The sequence below is a fragment of the Yinghuangia aomiensis genome, from assembly GCF_039542225.1.
Classification (GTDB): Bacteria; Actinomycetota; Actinomycetes; order Streptomycetales; family Streptomycetaceae; genus Yinghuangia; species Yinghuangia aomiensis.
Map to the genome: position 1 here is coordinate 31,061 of NZ_BAABHS010000032.1, position 17,460 is coordinate 48,520.

Below are 17,460 nucleotides of genomic sequence, written 5' to 3' on the forward strand. Positions count from 1 at the left end.
CCGGCCCCGGAACGGCCCTCCCTGTGGACGACGTTTCAGCCGTGGCCTGAGGGTTAGTCTCCCCCCATCCCGATGATCGGCGACGACGGTCCGTGCGGTACCCCTGGCGGCCGGGTCGGCGCCCCGTACCACGCAGGAGACCGTGTGACCGGGCAAGCCTTCGCGCCGCAGTGGCCCGCAGCCCTGGGCGCCCGCCCCGCCGGGGAGCGCCTCGCTCGCGTCCGGCGTTCGCCGCATTTCGTGGACGGGGCCTTCCGCAATCCGGTGCCGACCCGGCGCTCCACCGACCGTGCGGTGCGCCTCATGCTGCGCGCGCAGCGCGAAGCGGCCGGGCTGCGCCGGCCGACCGGCGAGATCCCGCTGACGGTGCGCCGCGCGGCGGACTACGCGGACGGACCCGAGTCGGGGCTGCGGGCGACCTGGCTGGGGCATGCCACGGTGCTGGTCGAGATCGACGGGCGCCGGGTGCTGTTCGACCCGGTGTGGAGCACGCGCTGCTCGCCGTCGGCGGCGTTCGGCCCCGCCCGGCTGCACCCGATGCCGATGGGGTGGTCGGAACTCCCCTACCTCGACGCGGTGGTCATCTCGCACGACCACTACGACCATCTGGACATGGCGACCGTGAAGGCGTTGGCGCTCCGCGACACGCAGTTCGCGGTGCCGCTGGGGCTGGGTGCGCACTTGGAGCGGTGGGGTGTGCCGCCGGAGCGGATCCTGGAGTTGGACTGGCACGAGACGGCGGAGATCGCCGGCCTCCAGTTCACCGCGACGCCCGCGCGGCACTACTGCAATCGGGGCGCGCGGGTGCTGGGCACGGTGCTGTGGGCGTCGTGGGTGGTATCGGGGCCGATGCACCGGGTTTTCCACAGCGGGGACACGGGCTACTTCCCGGGGTTCGCGGACATCGCGGACGCCTACGGGCCGTTCGACCTGACGATGATCCAGGCGGGCGCGTACTGCGACGCGTGGCCGGAAGTGCACCTCGACCCCGAGGAGGCCGTGCAGGCGCACATCGACCTGACGGGTGCGGTGCTGCTGCCGATCCACTGGGGGACGTTCGACCTGGCACCGCACGCGTGGCACGCCCCGGCCGAACGGGTCCTGGCCGAGAGCGAACGCCGCGGGGTGGCCGTGGCGGTGCCGCGGCCGGGGCAGTTCGTGGAGCCGGCGTCGAAGGAGCCGGTGGAGGCCTGGTGGCGGGCGATCGCGGCGGTGCGCGGCAAGTAGCGCTTCAGCGCCACCCGTCCAGGCGGGCTCCCCGAGGGAACACCACCACGGGGACCTGCGCCGAGCGCACGATCTTCAGCGACACGTCGCCGATGAACACCCGGGTCAGCGGCCCCGCGTCGGTGGCCGAGCAGACCAGCACCTCGTCGCCCCAGTCCGTGTCCGACAAGGCCGCCGCGACGTCGTCGCCTTCGACCAGTTCGCACACGGCGTCGACACGCAGGCCGGCTTCCGCCTCCGCGAGGTCCGCGGCCATCTGGTCCCGGGCGACCTGAAGCATCTGTTCTTCCACGCCCCGGTGCTGCAGGCCCGAGTACATCCGCGGCGGCCGAACCAGCACGGTGAGCAGCCGCATGTCGGTGTCCAGCCGGTCGCGCAGCAGCATGCCGCAGCTCAGCGTGGCCGCCGAACGGGTCGAGCGGTGGAAGGCCAGCGTGGTCCGGGTGATGCGTTCGGGCACCGCGGCCGCGTAGCCCCACGGGGCCAGCGCGACGGGCACGGGCGAGCCGTGCAGCAGTTGGTCGGCGGTGCTGCCGACCGCGATGCGGCCCGGCCGCCCGTGCGGGGCCGAGCCGACGACGACCAGGCCGGCGCCGCGGCGTTCGGCGAGTTCGCCGAGGCCGCGGCCGCTGCCGCGGTGGGCGGTGACGACGCGGTCGTAGCGCACGTCCGGGGCGACGGTGCGCAGCCGGCGCTCCGCGCCGCCCAGCACCGCGTCCGCCTCGGCACGCAGGTACGCCTCCCATTCCGCGTCCACGGCGCCCACGCCGGTGCCCGGCCAGCTGTCGGGCTGGACGTACGCGAGGGTGACCTCGGCCCCGGCCTGCCGGGCGACCGCCCCCGCCAAGGCGACCGCGTCGTCGCCGCGTTCGTCGGGCATGCAGCCGACCAGCACGGTCAGGCCGCTCACGATTGCGGCTCCCGCACTCCTCCGTCGCCGGAGTTCCACGTCTTGGGCGGCGTGTCGCCCCATTTCGAATGCCGGTAGCCGTACAGCCAGTACACGAGCACGCCGACGGCGAGCCAGCCCGCGAAGACCGCCCAGGTCTTCGAGGAGAGCTGCGAGATGAGGTAGCAGCAGAAGCCGACGCCCGCGATCGGGGTCAGCGGGAACAGCGGGGTCTTGAAGCTGCGCGGCAGCTCGGGCCGGGTGCGGCGGAGCACGATGACGCCGATGTTGACGATGGCGAACGCGAACAGCGTGCCGATGCTGGTGGCTTCGGCCAGGTATTTGAGCGGGAACGCGGCGGCGATCAGGGCCACGAAGAAGCCGGTGATGAGGGTGTTCGGCACGGGGCTCTGGGTGCGGCGGTCGACCTTGGCGAAGATCGGCGGGATCAGGCCGTCGCGGGACATCGCGAAGAGGATGCGGGTCTGGCCGTAGAGCACGGTCAGGACGACGGAGGCGATGGAGATGATCGCGCCCGCGGACAGGATGATCGACGCCCACGAGCCGCCGGTGACGTCGGTGACGATCTTGGCGAGGGTGGCTTCGGCGTCGGCGAACTCCGTCCAGGGCATGGCGCCGAGGGCGGCGAGCGCGACGACGACGTACACGATGGTCACGATCAGCAGCGAGAACAGGATCGCGAGCGGCAGGTCGCGGCGCGGGTTCTTGGCTTCCTCACCCGCGGTCGAGGCGGCGTCGAAGCCGATGTAGGAGAAGAACACTTGCGACGCGCCCGCGCTCACGCCGGCCCAGCCGAGCGGGGCGAACGGGGCGAGGTTGCCCGAGTCGAACGCGGTGAACGCGACGGCGCAGAAGAACGCGAGCGTCGCGAGCTTGATGAACACCATGATGGTGTTCGCCTTGGCGCTCTCCGACACGCCGCGCACCAGCAGCACGGTGGCCAGGGCGACGACGATGACGGCGGGGATGTTGACGACACCGCCGTTCTCGCCGGGCGGGTTGGCGATGGCCGCCGGGAGGCTGACGCCGAAGGCCGAGTCGAGGAGTTCGTTGACGTACTGGCCCCAGCCGACGGCGACGGCGGAGATCGACACGCCGTACTCGAGCAGGAGGCACCAGCCGCAGACCCACGCGATGCCTTCGCCGAGGGTGGCGTAGGCGTAGGAATAGGACGAGCCGGAGACCGGGATGGTGCCCGCGAGTTCGGCGTAGGACAGGGCCGAGAAGAGCGCGGTGACGGCGGCCAGGACGAAGGAGAGCATGACCGCGGGGCCGGCCTTGGGCACCGCTTCGCTGAGCACCACGAAGATGCCGGTGCCGAGCGTCGCGCCGACGCTGAAGAAGGTGAGGGTCAGGAGACCCATCGTCCTTTTGAGGCCGGTGCCTTCCGTGCCGTCGACGCCGCCGTGGCCGCTCTCCGCGAGGATCGCGTCGACCGGTTTGGTGCGCAGCACCCCCCAGCGGGGCGCATGCGGCGCGTGCTGGTGTACGGACAAGCGGACCTCCCGGCGCGTGCGGACGAACGGCTCGGTCCGGGTCACCCGAACGCGCGAGGCGTCGGCGGTACCGCCCGAGAACGAATCATTGCCCGATTGTTGAGGGTTTTCACCGAACCCAACGCATTTGATGACATATTTCCCTCAAGGGATGGGGGAAGGCGTGGACTCGATGACCGAACAGCGCTCGAACAGCGGCTGCAAACGCCCGTTCGGGCGTAGCATCAAGGCCGTCACCAAACCCTGCCGCCACAGGATCCCGTCCCGACCGAACCGTCCGTCCCCGCGCGGCCGTCGCCCCGCCCGGCTCTCCGCCGGTTCCGGTGCGCCCGAGCCGCGCCTCGCCACGCGCGCCCCGCGCACGAACAGTTCCGGAACCCACCTGAGGAGGCCCTGGTGACCACGGGCGCAAATCCGCCCTTGTTCACGGTGCGGGTCACCGTGCCCGCTCCCGATCGCGCCCGCGTGCACGTCGGCGGCGAGATCGACATGGACAGCGGCCCCCGCATCGAGGAACTGACGGCGCACCAGATCGCCGCCGGACGCACCCGCGTCGAGTTGGACCTGGCCGCCGTGGACTTCATGGACTCCAGCGGCATCCACATGCTGTTACGCCTGCGCCGCAGTGCCATGGCCGCGGGCGGCCGGCTCGACCTGGTCGCGGCCGGGCCGCGGGTCGTGCGGCTGCTGGAGGTCACCGGGCTGACCGGGATCCTGCCGGTGCCGCGCCGCATGGTGCCCGCGCTGGACGCGGGCACCGGGCTGCCGACCGGCTCGTACACCTGGAACTTGCAGACGGACTCGTGGTGGTGGTCCCCCGAGACGTACCGCATCCTCGGCCTCGCGCCGGACAGCGTCCGGCCGAGCACCCGGCTGATGCTGTCCTTGCGGCACCCGGACGACACGGCGGCCGGCGGCTCGGCCTCGGGCGCGGACGCGGGTGATCCGGCCGAGTCCCCCGGTCCGCGGACGTTCGCGGGCGGCGACGTGGACGGCGAACCGTTCACCTCGCGCCACCGGCTGCTCCTCGCCGACGGCACCACGCGCACCGTCGCCGTGGTCGGCGAAGTGACCCTCGACGCGGCGGGCGAGCCGGTGCAGATGACCGGCTTCTTCGTGGACGTGACCGACGACTGACCCGCCGGGCCCCGGGCGGCGGCCGAGTACGCTGCGGTCGGTAAAAACGGCCGCCGCGACGAACGGCGGCCGGACACGGCACGGCCCCGGATCGGGGACGCGCGTCCCGGCCGGGCGGCAGCCCCGGCCCGGGCGCCGGTACGGACGGAGTCAGCGTGGACGTCGATCGGTTCGCCGTGCTCGTCGGCGAGCGGCTGCGGCGGCCCCGGCGCAACGAGCGCCGGTCGCGCGGCGAACGCCTCGCCGACGCCCTCGACTCGCTGATCCGTTCGGGCGACCTCCGGCCCGAGACCCGGCTGCCCGCCGAGCGCGTGCTGGGCGCGGCACTGGGCGTCAGCCGCGGCACGGTCGCGTCCGCGTTCGACCAGCTCGCGGCCGCCGGGCTGGTGGAGCGCCGACACGGCAGCGGCACCTACGTCAGGGCCGCCGCGCCGGGGCCGCAGCCGATCTTCCGGCGCTGGCTGCGCGAAGGCACCGTGGTCGTCGACCTCGCCAAATCGGTGGTGCCCGATCCGTCGCTGCTGCCGCGGCTCGACCTGGCGGTGGAGGACCTGCTCGACGCCCACCCGGCGGACGGCTACGCCTTCCTCGGCGACTCCCGGCTGCGCGGGCTCCTTGCCGACCACGCCGCGCCGGGCGCGTACGGGCCCGACCTGCTGCTGGTGACCTCGGGCGCCCAGCAGGCGCTCCACCTGGTCGCCGACGCGCTGCTGCGGCCCGGCGACCGGGTCCTCGTCGAGCACGCCACCTATCCGGGGATGCTCGCCGCGATCGAGCGGTTCGGCGGGGTGCCGGTCGCGGTCGACGGCGACCGCTACGGCTTCTCCCCCGCCGCGTTCGCCGACGCCGTCGCCGAGCACCGGCCCGCCTACGCGTTCACCATGCCCGTGCACAATCCGACCGGGTCGGTCACCGCCGAGCGCCGTGCAAAGACCCTCGCCGGAATCGTCCGGGACGCGGACACCCTGCTGGTCGAAGACCGCACGCTGGCCGACCTGGTGCTGGCCGAGGACGCCGGCCCGGTCGCGTCGGCAGCGGCCTACGCGCCCGACCACACGGTGTGCCTGGGGTCGCTGTCCAAGACCCTGTGGGGCGGCCTGCGGGTCGGCTGGATCGCCGCGCCGCGGCCGGTGTTCGGGCCCCTCGCGGTGGCGAAGCAGCGGACGGACCTGGCGAGTTCGGCGCTCGACCAGCGGCTCGCGGTGGCCCTGCTGGCAGACCCCGACGCGGCGGTCCGGCAGGCTGCCTGGCGGGAGCGGCTGCGCGTCCGCCGCGACTGCCTGGCCGGCCTCCTTGCCGAGCAACTCCCTTCCTGGTCGTGGACGTTGCCGCAGGGCGGCATGTCGCTCTGGGTGCGCCTGCCGGGCGCCGACGGCGAGGAGTTCGCCGCGACCGCGATGCGGCACGGCGTCGCGGTGTCGCCCGGCGCGGTGTTCGCACCGCCGGGCAGCGACGTGGGCGACGACCGCATCCGGCTGAGCTTCGCCTGGCCCGAGCCGGTGCTGGCGGAAGCGGTGGCCATGCTCGCGGCCGCCTGGACGGCACACCGCGCGGGCTGAGGACCGACCCGGCCGATTCCCCGGCATCCGGCGTTGTTTCCCGTGCCCTTGGGGGCATCGGACGCGTCCGCCATCCCATATTCCGGGCAACGACTAGTGGACTATTCAGCCGCGCCGTAATGTGCCACTCAAGGGAGTGGACCATTCATCCGCGCATGAATGATCCACTTCGCGGCGAGCAAGGAGGCGACCGTGGCACTGCCCGAGGCTGACTGGATCTGGATGGACGGCGCACTGGTGCCTTGGGCCGACGCCAAGGTGCACGTCCTCACCCACGCCCTGCACTACGGAACCGGCGTGCTGGAGGGCACCCGGGCGCACGTCACGCCGCGCGGGCTTGCCGTGTTCCGGCTCGACGACCACCTCGTCCGGCTCGGCGCGAGCGCGCGCATCATCGGCATGAAACTCCCCTACAGCGTCGCCGAGTTGCACACCGCGACGCTCGATCTGCTGCGCGCGAACGCCATCGGTTCCTGCTACCTGCGGCACCTGGCCGCGGTCGGCTACGGCGACATGGGGCCGGTGCTGCGCCCGGACGCGCCGATGACGGTGTCCATCGCCGCGTGGGAGTGGGGCGCCTACCTGGGCGCCGAGGCCGCCGAGCGCGGCATCCGGCTGAAGACCTGTTCGTGGCGGCGCAACGACCCCAACGCGCTTCCGCCGGCCGCCAAGGCGACCGCGGGGTACCTCAACTCCACGCTCGCCAAGACCGAGGCGATCAACGCGGGTTACGACGAGGCCGTGCTGCTCAACGCCGACGGCTACGTCAGCGAGTGCACGGCCGCCAACATCTTCGCCGTGCGCGGCGGCGTCCTGTACACGCCGCCTGCCTCCGCCGGCGCGCTGCGCGGCCTGACCATGGACACGGTGCGGACCCTCGCCGCGGACCTCGGCCTGGAGACGCGTGTGGAGAACCTGCTGCGCTCCGACCTCTACACCGCCGACGAACTGTTCGTGTGCGGCACGGCCGCCGACGTGGTGCCGGTCGGCGAGATGGACGGCCGCGCGTTCACCCCGGGGCCGGTGACCCGAAAGATCCAGGACGGCTACCAGGCCGCCGTGACCGGCACCGACGAGCGCTATGCGCACTGGCTGACGTACGTCGAAGACTGACCGTCCGGCCCGCCGCGGGAACGCGGGAACCCGCCCGGCACCCTCGCGGGTGCGGGCGGGTTCTCGTCGGCGGTAGGAGGTCAGGGCCGGACGGTCACAGGCGTTCGATGATCGTCACGTTGGCCATCCCGCCGCCTTCGCACATGGTCTGGAGGCCGTAGCGGCCGCCGGTGCGCTCGAGTTCGTTGAGCATGGTGGCGAACAGCTTGGTGCCGCTGGCGCCCAGCGGGTGTCCGAGGGCGATGGCGCCGCCGTTGACGTTGACCTTGGCGAGGTCGGCGCCGATCTCGCGCTGCCAGGCGAGCACGACCGACGCGAAGGCCTCGTTGATCTCGACGACGTCGATGTCGTCGATGGTGAGTCCGGTGCGTTCCAAGGCACGGGCGGTGGCCGGGATCGGACCGGTGAGCATGTACACCGGGTCGTCGCCGAGCACGGTCAGGTGGTGGATGCGGGCGCGCGGCGTGAGGCCGTGCTCGCGGAGCGCGCGTTCGGACACGATCAGGGTGGCGGACGCGCCGTCCGAGATCTGGCTGGCCAGCGCGGCGGTGATCCGGCCGTCAGGCCGCAGCGCGGGCAGCGAGCGGATCTTGTCCCAGTCCGGGACGCGCGGTCCTTCGTCGTGCCGGATCCGGAACGGCACGATCTCCCGGTCGAACCGGCCTTCGGCGCGGGCCCGCAGCGCGCGCTCGTGCGACGCGACCGCGAACTCCTCCATTTCGGCGCGGGAGATGCCCCACTTCTCGGCGATCAGTTCGGCGGCACGGAACTGGCTGATCTCCTGGCCGCCGAAGCGCTTCTGCCAGCCCACCGCGCGGTCGTAGGGGTTGGCGAAACCGAACTCGCGTCCGGCGCGCAGCGACGCGGAGATCGGGATCATGCTCATGTTCTGCACGCCGCCCGCGACGACGACGTCCGCGGTGCCGCTCATCACGGCCTGCGCGGCGAAGTGCACGGCCTGCTGCGACGAGCCGCACTGGCGGTCGATGGTGGTGCCGGGCACCGAGGACGGGAGGCCGGCGGACAGCCAGGACGTCCGCGCGATGTTGCCCGCCTGCGGGCCGATGACGTCGAGGCAGCCGAAGACCACGTCGTCCACCGCGGCCGGGTCGATGCCGGTGCGCGAGACGAGGCTGCCCAGGATGTGCGCGCCCAGGTCGGCGGGGTGCACGTCGGCGAGGGCGCCGTTGCGCTTGCCGACGGGGGTGCGGATGGCGTCGACGATGTACGCCTCGGTCATGGTGTGCCGCCTTTCGGACGGACGGTCCGCGAGCCGGCGGCAGGAGCCGGGTCACGGCATGAAGGTGCTGCGGGTGGTTGATGGTTGGAAAATCCAACTCACCACGTGTCCGACGGTAGCGCCAGTGGGTTGGAAATGACAACCTTGTGGCATGGATTCCTTCGCCTCGGCCGCGCCGCGCCTCCCGCACCCGCAGACTCCCGGGCGGCCGTGCTCGATCGCGGCCGCGCTGGCCCTGGTCGGGGAGAAGTGGGCCCTCCTCGCGGTCCGCGAGGTCGCCCTCGGCAACCGGCGCTTCGATGCCATCGCCCGCAACACCGGCGCACCGCGCGACATCCTCACCACCCGGCTGCGGTCTCTCGAAGCGGTCGGAGTCCTGGAGCGCCGCCGGTACCAGGACCGCCCGCCGCGCTTCGAGTACCACCTGACGGTGCCGGGCACCGACCTCCTGCCGGTGCTGCAGATGCTGGCGGCGTGGGGCGACCGATGGGTGAGCGACGAACCACCGGTGGCGTACACCCACCAAGACCACGAGTTCGCCGCGGCACTGATGTGCGGGACGTGCGGGGAGGAAGCCGTCGCGGGGACGGTCCATGCGCACGTGCGGGCGGAGGGGTGGGACCGGCGGGGGCCGGTGGCCGCGGCGGAGGGCAACTGAGGAGCGGTGGCAGGGGCCGGGGCTGCTACGCGCCGCCGGTCTCCCGGCCGTGCGGTGCCCTGCCGTTGTCCGTCCGGCGATTTAGGCTGGCTGGCATGTGCAGGAACATCACGACACTGCGCGGGTTGGAGCCGGCCGCCACCGCCGAGGAGATCGAGGCGGCGGCGCGGCAGTTCGTCCGCAAGATCAGCGGTGTGCAGAAGACGTCGGCGGCCACCGAAGAAGCGTTCGAACGGGCGGTGACGGCGGTCACCGAGGCGGCGACCGAACTGCTCGGCGAACTCCCGCCCCGCAAGCAGCCGCCCCCGACGTTGCCGCCGCTCCGCCGCAAGGCCGCCGAGGCGGCCGAAGCCGTCGAGGCCGCTACGGCCTGACGCCGCGCGCGTACGCCGCCAGCGTTTCGACCGCGGCGGCGAGGGCTTTGCGCGCGTCCGGGTCCGCGACGGTGCCGTGCTCGGTGTCGATCGCGTCCCGGCCGACGGGGATCCGCACGCTGGCGTCGGCGACGATGTCCGCGCCGGTGTAGCCGAGGACGCCGCGCAGGGCGGCGTCGGCGCCCCCGCCGCGGCCGGGGCCCGCGGTGTTGAGGCACGCGGAGGGCTTGCCGCCGATGTCGTCGCTGCCGACCGTCCAGTCGAGCAGGTTCTTGAACGATCCGGGCAGGTTGCCCGCGTACTCCGGGGTCGCGAAGAGCAGCGCGTCCGCTTCCGCGATCGCGGTGCGCAGCTGCGCGACGGCGGGGTGCACGGGGTCGAAGTCGTCGTCCGGGTTGAAGTGCGGCAGGGCTGCCATGCCGAAGTACATGTCGGCCCGCACGTCCGCCGGATCGACGATGCCCGGCACCGTCTGCAGCAGGCTGGTGCTGCCGGCTCCGGCGCGGAGACTGCCGCTGATCAGCAGGATGCGGACGGGATGTGCGGTCATGGGCCGATGCTACGGGCGGTCCGCCGCTGCCGCTCGGACAGCCGGGTCCCTCGCGGTCCCCAGCAGCACCCAGACCCCCACAGCCCCCGCCACGACGAGCCCGGCCGCGCCCACCAGCACCGTGTGCCACGCGCCGCTCAACTCCGCGGCCATGCGGGCGTGTTCCGCGCCGGACGGCAGATCCCCGGTGGCCACCCGGTCCGCCGCCGCGCCCACGTGCGAGCGCAGCACGCCGATCAGGGCCGAGCCGAACACGGCCAGCGTGAGCGCCTGGGTCGTGCCACGCACGGTATTGAGCAGTCCGGCCGCCATCCCGGCCCGGGACGGCGCCACCCGGTCCATCGCCTGCGCGTCGATCATCCCGGAGCACAGCCCCACCCCGGTCCCGATCGTCACCAGCGGCCCCGCCAAACCAAGCGCGCCGATGCCCGGGTGCAGCACGGTCAGCCACGCGTCGCCCGCGGCGATCAGCAGCAGCGCCGCGGTGATCAGCACGCGCGGAGCCACCAAGCCCCGTGCGGTCAGCCTGGCCGACACCACCGGCATGACCAGCACGGGCAGCGTCGGCATGAGCATGGTCAGCCCCGCCTCGCCGGTGCTCGCGCCGTTGACGCCTTGCAGGAACGTCGGCAGGTTCGCCAGCAGGCCGCCGAAGCCCGCCGTCATCGTCAGGGCCGCCAGCAGCCACCCCGTGAACCGGCGGTTCTTCAGCAGCCCCAAGTCGAGCATCGGCCGCGCCGCCTGCCGTTCCACGGCCACGAACCCGGCCAGCAACGCGAGTCCCGCGACCGCCGGGAGCAGCACCCACGCACTCCCCCAACCGGCCTGCGACCCCTGGGTGATGGCGAACATGACCAGCACCAGCCCGCCGATGAAGGCGGCGATGCCCGTGCGGTCGACCGTCGGCCGCGTCTCCGCCTTGGACTCCGCCAGCGCCCACGTGCCCGCGGCCAGCACCAACCCGGCGGCCCCGAACAGCGCGAACGTCATCCGCCAGTCCAGCGCCTCGACCAGCCACCCCGCGGTCGTCGGCCCGGCCGCCAGCCCGATGCCCGACGTCGTCCCCATCGCCGCGAACGCCCGGGTCCGCGCCGGCCCGGTGAACGTGGTCGCCAGGATCGCCCCGCCACCTGCCATCACCCCGGCGGCGCCGAGCCCGGTGACGATGCGCGCCGCGTCCAGGACAACGATGTCCGGCGCCGCGGCGGCGGCGAAACTGCCCGCCAGGTAGACGAACGCGCCGATCCGGTAGAGCCGGCGCCGCCCGAACAGGTCGCCCAGCGACCCCGTCACCAGCATGAACGACGACGCGGCGAGGAAGTACCCGGTGACGATCCACTGCAGCGCCGCCCCCGACGCCCCCAGATCGGCGCCGATCCGCGGCACCGCCACCGTCGTGCCGGACATGGACATCGGCAGCACGAGAAAACCGAACAGCACGACCGCGAGCGCGAGACCGGGACGCGGCCGCACCGCTCGCGCGGTCCCGGCCGGCGGCGGGACCGGCGTGATCGGCGTTTTCACCGACATGGCAGAACTCCCCGAAGCAGGACGGACAGCGGACGACGAACCGGTCACACGTCGTACGGACGAACCGCCCGACCATCCCGCAACGTCCGGCCCCACCAGTCCAGTTGCCCCAGCATCCCCTTGGCCGCCGCGTTCGTCCCGGCCTCGTCGACCGGCACGCCGTCCTGGTCGAACAGGCTCCACACCCCGTGGAAGCTCACCGAGTCGCGCATCGACACCGCGTGGAGTTCCGCGAACACCAGACGCAGCTGCTCGACCGCCCGCAGGCCGCCCCCCATGCCGCCGTACGACACGAACGCCACCGGCTTGGCGCGCCACTCCTCGCGGAACAGGTCGATCGCGTGCTTGAGCACCGCCGGGAAGCTGTGGTTGTACTCCGGAGTGACCACGGCGAACGCGTCCGCCGCCGCCAGCCGGGCCCCGAGGCCGACCACTTCCGGCGCGTCCGACGTGCCCGGCGGGACGAGCACGGCGGGCAGCGGCGTGTCGGCCAGGTCGACGACGTCGACCTCCCACGCGCCGGCCCGCGCCTGCCCGACGAACCAGTCGGCGACCACGCCGCCGACGCGTCCGTCCCGGTTGCTCCCGACGACGACGGCCAGGCGGAGCGGGGCGGCGGCAGTGGCGGCAGCGGCTGTGGTGTTCGCGGTCATGACGTACTCCTCGGTCGTTCGCGACAGGCGGCCGTTCCGCCCTCGCCTCAGGTAAAGTACAACGTGCATTGCACTTATTACAACGACCATTGCACTTTTTTGGAGGAGCTGCGCCATGAGCGACCCGACCGTGACCGCCGCCCGCCCCCGGCGCGGCCTCCGCGAGAAGCGCCAAGCCATCACCGAAGGCGCCCTGCGCGTCTTCGGCCGCGAGGGCTACACGCGGGCGAGCATCGGCGAGATCGCCAAGGAGGCGGACGTCTCGACGCGGACCATCTACAACCACTTCGCGGACAAGGACGAGCTGTTCCGCACCGTCATCGCGGAGAGCGCGGCGCGCGTGCGGGAGACGCATCTCGCCGTCGTCGAGCGGTATTTGGGCGACGTCACCGATCTGGACCGCGACCTGCGCGCCTTCGCCCGCGCACTCGTCGGGTCGCGGCGCGACTTCCCCGACCACTTCGCCGTCGTCCGGCAGATCCAGGCCGAAGCCCTGCACCTGCCGGACGAGGTCCTGGAGGCATGGCAGGACGCGGGCCCCCGCCCGGTACAGCAGGCGCTGGCGGACCGCCTCGCCGCGCTCGACGACGCCGGCCTGCTGGACGCCCCCGATCCCCTCCAGGCCGCCTCGCACCTGATGCTGCTGGCCGGCAGCGAGGTCAACAGCCGCAGCTTCTTCGACGCCCGGCCGCTGGACCCGGCGGAACGGGACGCCCTCGTCGACGCCGGAGTGCGGGTGTTCATCCGCGCCTACGAACGCCGCGCCTGACGCGCCGGAGGTGCGGCCGCTACTCGCCCGGCCGCACCAGCCCCGACTCGTAGGCGGCCACGACCAACTGCGGGCGGTCGCGGACCCGCAGCTTGCCCATGACCCGGCTGACGTGGGTCTTCACGGTCAGCGGACTCAGGTCGAGCACGCCGGCGACCTCCGCGTTGTTGAGTCCGCGGCCGACCAGCGCGAGGACTTCGCGTTCGCGCGCGGACAGTTCGTCGAGCCGTTTCCCGGCGGCGGCACCCGGCACGGACACCGCGTCGGGCAGCCGCACGACACGGGCGATCAGCCGCGCCGTCGGCCCGGGCGACAGCAGGGCGTCGCCCGCGGCCACCACGCGGATGGCGTCCAGGAGTTCGGCGGGACGGGTGTCCTTGACCAGGAATCCGGCGGCACCCGCGCGCAGGGCGGCCAGCACGTTCGCGTCGTCGTCGAACGTGGTGAGGACCAGCACCCGGACGTCGGCGAGGTCCGGCGCCTCGGCGATCCGCCGAGTCGCCTCGATGCCGTCCAGCCCGGGCATGCGGATGTCCATCACCACCACGTCGGGCCGCAGTTCACGGGTCATGTCGACGGCGCGCAGGCCGTTCTCGGCTTCGCCGGCCACCTCCATGTCCGGCGCGGACGCGACGAGCATCGCGAACGCGGAACGCACCAGCGTCTGGTCGTCCGCCAGCAGGACCCGCAGCGGGTTCGTCATCGGACCTCCGGATCACGAGGAGACACCGGAGCAGTCGCAGCCCCGGGACGGGACGGGGGCACGGCTCCGGCACGCCCCACCCTAGGCACCGCGTTTTCCTCCGGCTCGGCGTCGCCCACGGGCAGCCATGCCTCCACCCGGAATCCCCCGTCCTCCCCCGGCCAGGCACTCACCATCCCGCCGACGCTGCGAGCCCGCTCCGACATGCCGAGGATCCCGAAGCCCCCCGGTCCATCCGCCGCTTCGCCGTGCCGGGCGAGTGCGCCGACACCGTCGTCGACGACGGTCAGCCGCAGCATCCCGCCTTCGCGCACCGCGTCGACCCGCACCCGGTCGGCCTTCGCATGCCGCACCACGTTGGTCAGTGCCTCCTGCACGATCCGGTACGCCGCCACGCCGACGGCCGGCCCCACCTCGCCCGGCTCCACCCGCACCGCCAGCGCGACCTCCAGTCCGGTCGCCCGCACCGCGTCGGCCAGGTCGGCAAGCCCGGACAGCCCCGGCACGGCGCCGTGCTCCGGTTCCTCGCCCTCGTCGCGGAGCACCCGCAACGTCGCCCGGACCTCCTCGCGCGCCGCTCGGCAGCTGTCCGCGATGGTCTCCAAGGCGTCGGCCAGGACCGGTCCTTCGGGCTGCGGCTGGCGGGCCAAGTGCGCGGCGACCCCGGCCTGGACGCCGATGAGCGTGATGCTGTGCGCGAGCACGTCGTGCAGGTCGCGGGCGATGCGCACCCGTTCCTCGGCGACCCGGCGCAGGGCCTCTTCCTCGCGGGTGCGTTCGGCGCGTTCCGCGCGGTCGATGATCGATCCGACGTAGTTCTTGTTGGCGCGCCACGCCTGCCCGGCGACCGCCGAGGCGAAGATCCAGCCGGCCGCGCCGAGGTGTCCGGCGTCGATGCGGCCGTCCTGGATGTAGATCATGCTGGACAGCCCGATGACCGCCAGGCCGAGGCCGACGAGCAGCGCCTTCGTCCGCTGCACTTCGGCGGCGAAGCTGCCCAGCGCGAGCAGCGCGCCGGGCACCGCGGCCTCGTGCCGGTAGCCGAGGATGTGGTACGGCAGGATCACCGCGACCACGGCGACGAGGGTCCAGCCCGCGCGCCACCGCCGGAACGCCACCAGCAGGTTCGCCGCCATCAGCAAGGCGATGCCGAGGCCGTCGGTAGGCCGGTCGCCGGGCCAGCGGAGCGCCGCACCCGCCGAACCGAAGGCGAAAGCGAGCGCGAGCAGGGCGTCGGCGGACGCCCTGCTCGCCTGTTCGCGGAGGCTTTTCACCCGGCCATCATGGGCGACCGGTCGTCCGGACGGGTCGCCGCCGGCACCCCCGGGCGGGGCTTGGCCAACGGACCCGGCCACCACACACGGCGGCCGAGCAGCAGGCTTGCCGCGGTGACCAGGAAGGTCCGCACCACGAAGGTGTCGAGCAGCACGCCGACGGCGATGACGAAGCCGACCTCGACGAGCAGCACCAGCGGCAGCACGGTCAGCACCGAGAACGTCGCGGCGAGCACGAACCCGGCCGACGCGATGACCCCGCCGGTCGAGGTGAGCGCGGGCAGCACGGCCCGCTCGGCCGGCAGTCCGGCGTGCACTTCCTCGCGCATGCGGTGCATCAGGAAGATGCCGTAGTCGACGCCGAGCGCGACGAGGAACACGAAGGTCAGCAGCGGCAGCGCCGGGTCGACGCCGGCGAACCCGAACACCGGCTCGAAGACCAGCGCGCCGAGCCCCAGCGCGGCTCCCCACACCAGCGCCACCGCGGACACCAGGATCAGCGGCGCCACCAGGCTGCGCAGCAGCGCGACCAGGATGAGCAGCACCGCGGCGAGTACCAGCGGCACGACCACCATGCGGTCGCGGGCGTTGGCATGCTCCTGGTCGATGCGCTGCGCGGTTTGGCCGCCGACGGCGGCGCCCGGGACGGCGTCGAGCCGGTCGCGGAGCCGTTCGACGGTGGCGCGTTCGCCCGCGGATTCCGGGCGGTCCTTGGCGTGCACGGTGATCTCGGTCCAGCCGTCCGCGGAGCGGCCGAGCCGGGCGTCCGCCACGCCCTCGGTGGCGGCGGCGCGGGCGACGGCGTCGGCGGCCCGGCCGGCCGGGGCGATGACGTCGATCGGCTGGCTGCCGCGCTCCGGGAACGCCTGGGCCATGACCTTCGCCGCGCTGACCGACTCGGGGGTCTTGGTGAAGCCGTCGGCGAGGTTGAGGTTGCCGGGCATCGCCAGGGTGCCGAAGGCGAGCGCGCCCAGGAGGATGCCGCCGCCGACGAGGATGCCGGCGGGGCGGCGCGCGACGAAGACGCCGATGCGGGCGTAGGCGCTGCGCCGCGGCTTGTCCTGGGTGCCGTAGGCGGGGATCAGCGGCCAGAACACCCGGCGTCCGAGCAGCACGAGAGCGGCCGGGAGCAGGGTCGTCATCACCACGAGGGCGCTGACCACGCCGACGGCGCCGACCGGGCCGAGGCCGCGCATGTTGTTCATGTCGGCGGCGAGCAGGCAGGTCAGGCCGGCGACGACGGTGCCCGCGGAGGCGAGCAGCGCCGGGCCGCAGCCGCGCAGGGCGATGCGCATGGCGTCGTAGGGGCGTTCGGTGCGCCGCAGTTCGTCGCGGTAGCGGGCGATGAGGAGCAGCGCGTAGTCGGTGCCCGCGCCGAACACGAGGACGGTCATGATGCCGCCGCTCTGCCCGGTGACGGTCAGGCCGGTGGCTTTGACCAGCAGGTAGGTGAGTCCGCGGGACGCCGCGGCGGCGACGCCGACGCACAGCAGCGGCACCAGCCACAGGAACGGGCTGCGGTAGGTGGCGATCAGCAGCACGGTCACGACGAGGACGGTGACCAGCATGAGCGTGCCGTCGAGGGAGCCGAACACTTCGTCCATGTCCGCGCCGGTCGCGCCGGGGCCGCCGACCAGGACGTCCAGACCTGCGGGGTGGTGGTCGGTCAGCGCGCGGACGTCGTCGACGACGTCGGCGCGCAGTCCGGCGCTTTCCGCGAGCTGGAAGCTGTAGACGGCGGTCCGGCCGTCGTGTGCCGTGGCGGGCGGCGGTGCTTGGCCGCCGACGGCCTGGAATTCGGCGGCGATCTGGCGGGCCTGCGCGTCGGCGGCGTCGCGGTCGGCCGGGGTCAGGCCGCCGTCGCGGTGGTAGACGACGGCGATGTCGGTGGTGCTGCCGCCGGGCAGGTCGGCGAGGACGTCGGCGACTTTCGTCGACTGCGCGCCAGCGGGCAGGTAGGACACCGCGTCGTTCTTCTGTTCGCCGTTGAGCTTGCCCGCGAGCGGGCCGAGTGCCACCACGAGGAGGACCCACACGGCGAGGGTCCCCCACAGCCATTTCCGCTGCGCGGCGGTCCGGGACGGTGGTGCCGCGCTCGGTGGTGGTGCCGGTCGTTCCCGCGCTTCCATGAGCGCCCGCCTTCCGCGTCGGCCGGTGGTTTTCCTGATCTCCAGGCTTCCGGCGGAAAGGCCGCGGTTCGTCGGGCGGGCGGCCGATTGGGCGGGTACTGCGGCGGGTGGCGCGGCCGGGCGGCTACTCCGCGGGGC

General features: G+C 73.3%; 16 protein-coding genes. 7 read left to right on the forward strand and 9 right to left on the reverse strand.

From position 1 onward, the window contains the following. The first annotated feature begins 144 nt into the window (after positions 1 to 144). The gene (locus ABEA93_RS32705) at positions 145 to 1,227 is read left to right on the forward strand and encodes an MBL fold metallo-hydrolase (RefSeq protein ID WP_345679508.1); all 1,083 of its coding nucleotides are present in this window, start codon (positions 145 to 147) and stop codon (positions 1,225 to 1,227) included. A 4-nt stretch (positions 1,228 to 1,231) separates the two neighbouring features. Here the strand turns inward: ABEA93_RS32705 and ABEA93_RS32710 are convergent, their stop codons facing one another. After that, the gene (locus tag ABEA93_RS32710; protein ID WP_345679509.1) at positions 1,232 to 2,137 is read right to left on the reverse strand and encodes a universal stress protein; all 906 of its coding nucleotides are present in this window, start codon (positions 2,135 to 2,137) and stop codon (positions 1,232 to 1,234) included. Continuing rightward, positions 2,134 to 3,633 carry an amino acid permease gene (locus ABEA93_RS32715; RefSeq protein ID WP_345679510.1) on the reverse strand — a complete coding sequence of 500 codons (1,500 nt, stop codon included), beginning with the start codon at positions 3,631 to 3,633 and terminating at the stop codon, positions 2,134 to 2,136. The genes ABEA93_RS32710 and ABEA93_RS32715 overlap by 4 nt, the downstream gene beginning before the upstream one ends. A 396-nt stretch (positions 3,634 to 4,029) precedes the next feature. Here ABEA93_RS32715 and ABEA93_RS32720 point away from each other — a divergent pair, with 396 nt between their 5' ends. From ABEA93_RS32720 to ABEA93_RS32730, 3 genes are all read left to right on the forward strand, one after another. Then, a complete protein-coding gene (locus ABEA93_RS32720; protein WP_345679511.1) occupies positions 4,030 to 4,770 on the forward strand; it encodes an anti-sigma factor antagonist in 741 nt (246 codons plus the stop codon). A gap of 155 nt (positions 4,771 to 4,925) precedes the next feature. Further along, complete coding sequence (locus ABEA93_RS32725) at positions 4,926 to 6,329, forward strand: aminotransferase-like domain-containing protein (RefSeq protein ID WP_345679512.1); 1,404 nt, start codon at positions 4,926 to 4,928, stop codon at positions 6,327 to 6,329. A 192-nt stretch (positions 6,330 to 6,521) separates the two neighbouring features. After that, entirely contained in the window at positions 6,522 to 7,442 is a 921-nt protein-coding gene (locus ABEA93_RS32730; RefSeq protein ID WP_345679513.1) for a branched-chain amino acid transaminase, read from the forward strand. A 94-nt stretch (positions 7,443 to 7,536) separates the two neighbouring features. On the opposite strand, the gene ABEA93_RS32735 is transcribed toward ABEA93_RS32730, so the two are convergent. Continuing rightward, positions 7,537 to 8,682 carry an acetyl-CoA C-acetyltransferase gene (locus ABEA93_RS32735; RefSeq protein ID WP_345679514.1) on the reverse strand — a complete coding sequence of 382 codons (1,146 nt, stop codon included), beginning with the start codon at positions 8,680 to 8,682 and terminating at the stop codon, positions 7,537 to 7,539. Positions 8,683 to 8,833: 151 nt separating this feature from the next. Here ABEA93_RS32735 and ABEA93_RS32740 point away from each other — a divergent pair, with 151 nt between their 5' ends. Together ABEA93_RS32740 and ABEA93_RS32745 are read left to right on the forward strand one after the other, a co-directional pair. Continuing rightward, positions 8,834 to 9,340 (forward strand): winged helix-turn-helix transcriptional regulator, encoded by a 507-nt coding sequence (locus ABEA93_RS32740; RefSeq protein WP_345679515.1) that lies wholly within the window; start codon positions 8,834 to 8,836, stop codon positions 9,338 to 9,340. A gap of 95 nt (positions 9,341 to 9,435) precedes the next feature. Then, positions 9,436 to 9,714: a DUF2277 domain-containing protein gene (locus tag ABEA93_RS32745; RefSeq protein ID WP_345679516.1), complete on the forward strand. Its 279-nt coding sequence runs from the start codon at positions 9,436 to 9,438 to the stop codon at positions 9,712 to 9,714. On the opposite strand, the gene ABEA93_RS32750 is transcribed toward ABEA93_RS32745, so the two are convergent. From ABEA93_RS32750 to ABEA93_RS32760, 3 genes are read right to left on the reverse strand one after another with little or no spacing between them, the layout of a single operon-like run. After that, complete coding sequence (locus tag ABEA93_RS32750; protein ID WP_345679517.1) at positions 9,704 to 10,264, reverse strand: NADPH-dependent FMN reductase; 561 nt, start codon at positions 10,262 to 10,264, stop codon at positions 9,704 to 9,706. The two genes, ABEA93_RS32745 and ABEA93_RS32750, sit on opposite strands and share 11 nt — an antisense overlap. 9 nt (positions 10,265 to 10,273) lie before the next feature. Continuing rightward, the gene (locus tag ABEA93_RS32755; protein WP_345679518.1) at positions 10,274 to 11,794 is read right to left on the reverse strand and encodes an MFS transporter; all 1,521 of its coding nucleotides are present in this window, start codon (positions 11,792 to 11,794) and stop codon (positions 10,274 to 10,276) included. Between the two features lie 44 nt (positions 11,795 to 11,838). Further along, positions 11,839 to 12,447 (reverse strand): NADPH-dependent FMN reductase, encoded by a 609-nt coding sequence (locus ABEA93_RS32760; protein WP_345679519.1) that lies wholly within the window; start codon positions 12,445 to 12,447, stop codon positions 11,839 to 11,841. Positions 12,448 to 12,562: 115 nt separating this feature from the next. Here ABEA93_RS32760 and ABEA93_RS32765 point away from each other — a divergent pair, with 115 nt between their 5' ends. Continuing rightward, on the forward strand, positions 12,563 to 13,216 hold the full coding sequence (locus tag ABEA93_RS32765) for a TetR/AcrR family transcriptional regulator (protein WP_345679520.1): 654 nt from the start codon (positions 12,563 to 12,565) through the stop codon (positions 13,214 to 13,216). Positions 13,217 to 13,235: 19 nt separating this feature from the next. Here the strand turns inward: ABEA93_RS32765 and ABEA93_RS32770 are convergent, their stop codons facing one another. Genes ABEA93_RS32770 through ABEA93_RS32780 form a run of 3 tightly spaced genes read right to left on the reverse strand, consistent with a single transcriptional unit; the run spans position 13,236 to position 17,322 of the window. Continuing rightward, positions 13,236 to 13,919, reverse strand: a complete 684-nt coding sequence (locus ABEA93_RS32770; protein WP_345679521.1) for a response regulator — start codon at positions 13,917 to 13,919, stop codon at positions 13,236 to 13,238. Further along, the gene (locus ABEA93_RS32775; RefSeq protein WP_345679522.1) at positions 13,916 to 15,193 is read right to left on the reverse strand and encodes a sensor histidine kinase; all 1,278 of its coding nucleotides are present in this window, start codon (positions 15,191 to 15,193) and stop codon (positions 13,916 to 13,918) included. The genes ABEA93_RS32770 and ABEA93_RS32775 overlap by 4 nt, the downstream gene beginning before the upstream one ends. Then, on the reverse strand, positions 15,190 to 17,322 hold the full coding sequence (locus ABEA93_RS32780; protein WP_345679523.1) for an MMPL family transporter: 2,133 nt from the start codon (positions 17,320 to 17,322) through the stop codon (positions 15,190 to 15,192). Before ABEA93_RS32780 ends, ABEA93_RS32775 begins: the two co-directional genes overlap by 4 nt. Between the last annotated feature and the right edge of the window lie 138 nt (positions 17,323 to 17,460).

What these genes read in the sequence shown, in the direction of transcription:
- ABEA93_RS32780 (WP_345679523.1), bottom strand. Translation starts at nt 17,322, where the DNA reads ATGGAAGCGCGGGAACGACCGGCACCACCACCGAGCGCGGCACCACCG.
- ABEA93_RS32750 (WP_345679517.1), bottom strand. Translation starts at nt 10,264, where the DNA reads ATGACCGCACATCCCGTCCGCATCCTGCTGATCAGCGGCAGTCTCCGC.
- ABEA93_RS32745 (WP_345679516.1), top strand. Translation starts at nt 9,436, where the DNA reads ATGTGCAGGAACATCACGACACTGCGCGGGTTGGAGCCGGCCGCCACC.
- ABEA93_RS32755 (WP_345679518.1), bottom strand. Translation starts at nt 11,794, where the DNA reads ATGTCGGTGAAAACGCCGATCACGCCGGTCCCGCCGCCGGCCGGGACC.
- ABEA93_RS32740 (WP_345679515.1), top strand. Translation starts at nt 8,834, where the DNA reads ATGGATTCCTTCGCCTCGGCCGCGCCGCGCCTCCCGCACCCGCAGACT.
- ABEA93_RS32760 (WP_345679519.1), bottom strand. Translation starts at nt 12,447, where the DNA reads ATGACCGCGAACACCACAGCCGCTGCCGCCACTGCCGCCGCCCCGCTC.
- ABEA93_RS32735 (WP_345679514.1), bottom strand. Translation starts at nt 8,682, where the DNA reads ATGACCGAGGCGTACATCGTCGACGCCATCCGCACCCCCGTCGGCAAG.
- ABEA93_RS32770 (WP_345679521.1), bottom strand. Translation starts at nt 13,919, where the DNA reads ATGACGAACCCGCTGCGGGTCCTGCTGGCGGACGACCAGACGCTGGTG.
- ABEA93_RS32765 (WP_345679520.1), top strand. Translation starts at nt 12,563, where the DNA reads ATGAGCGACCCGACCGTGACCGCCGCCCGCCCCCGGCGCGGCCTCCGC.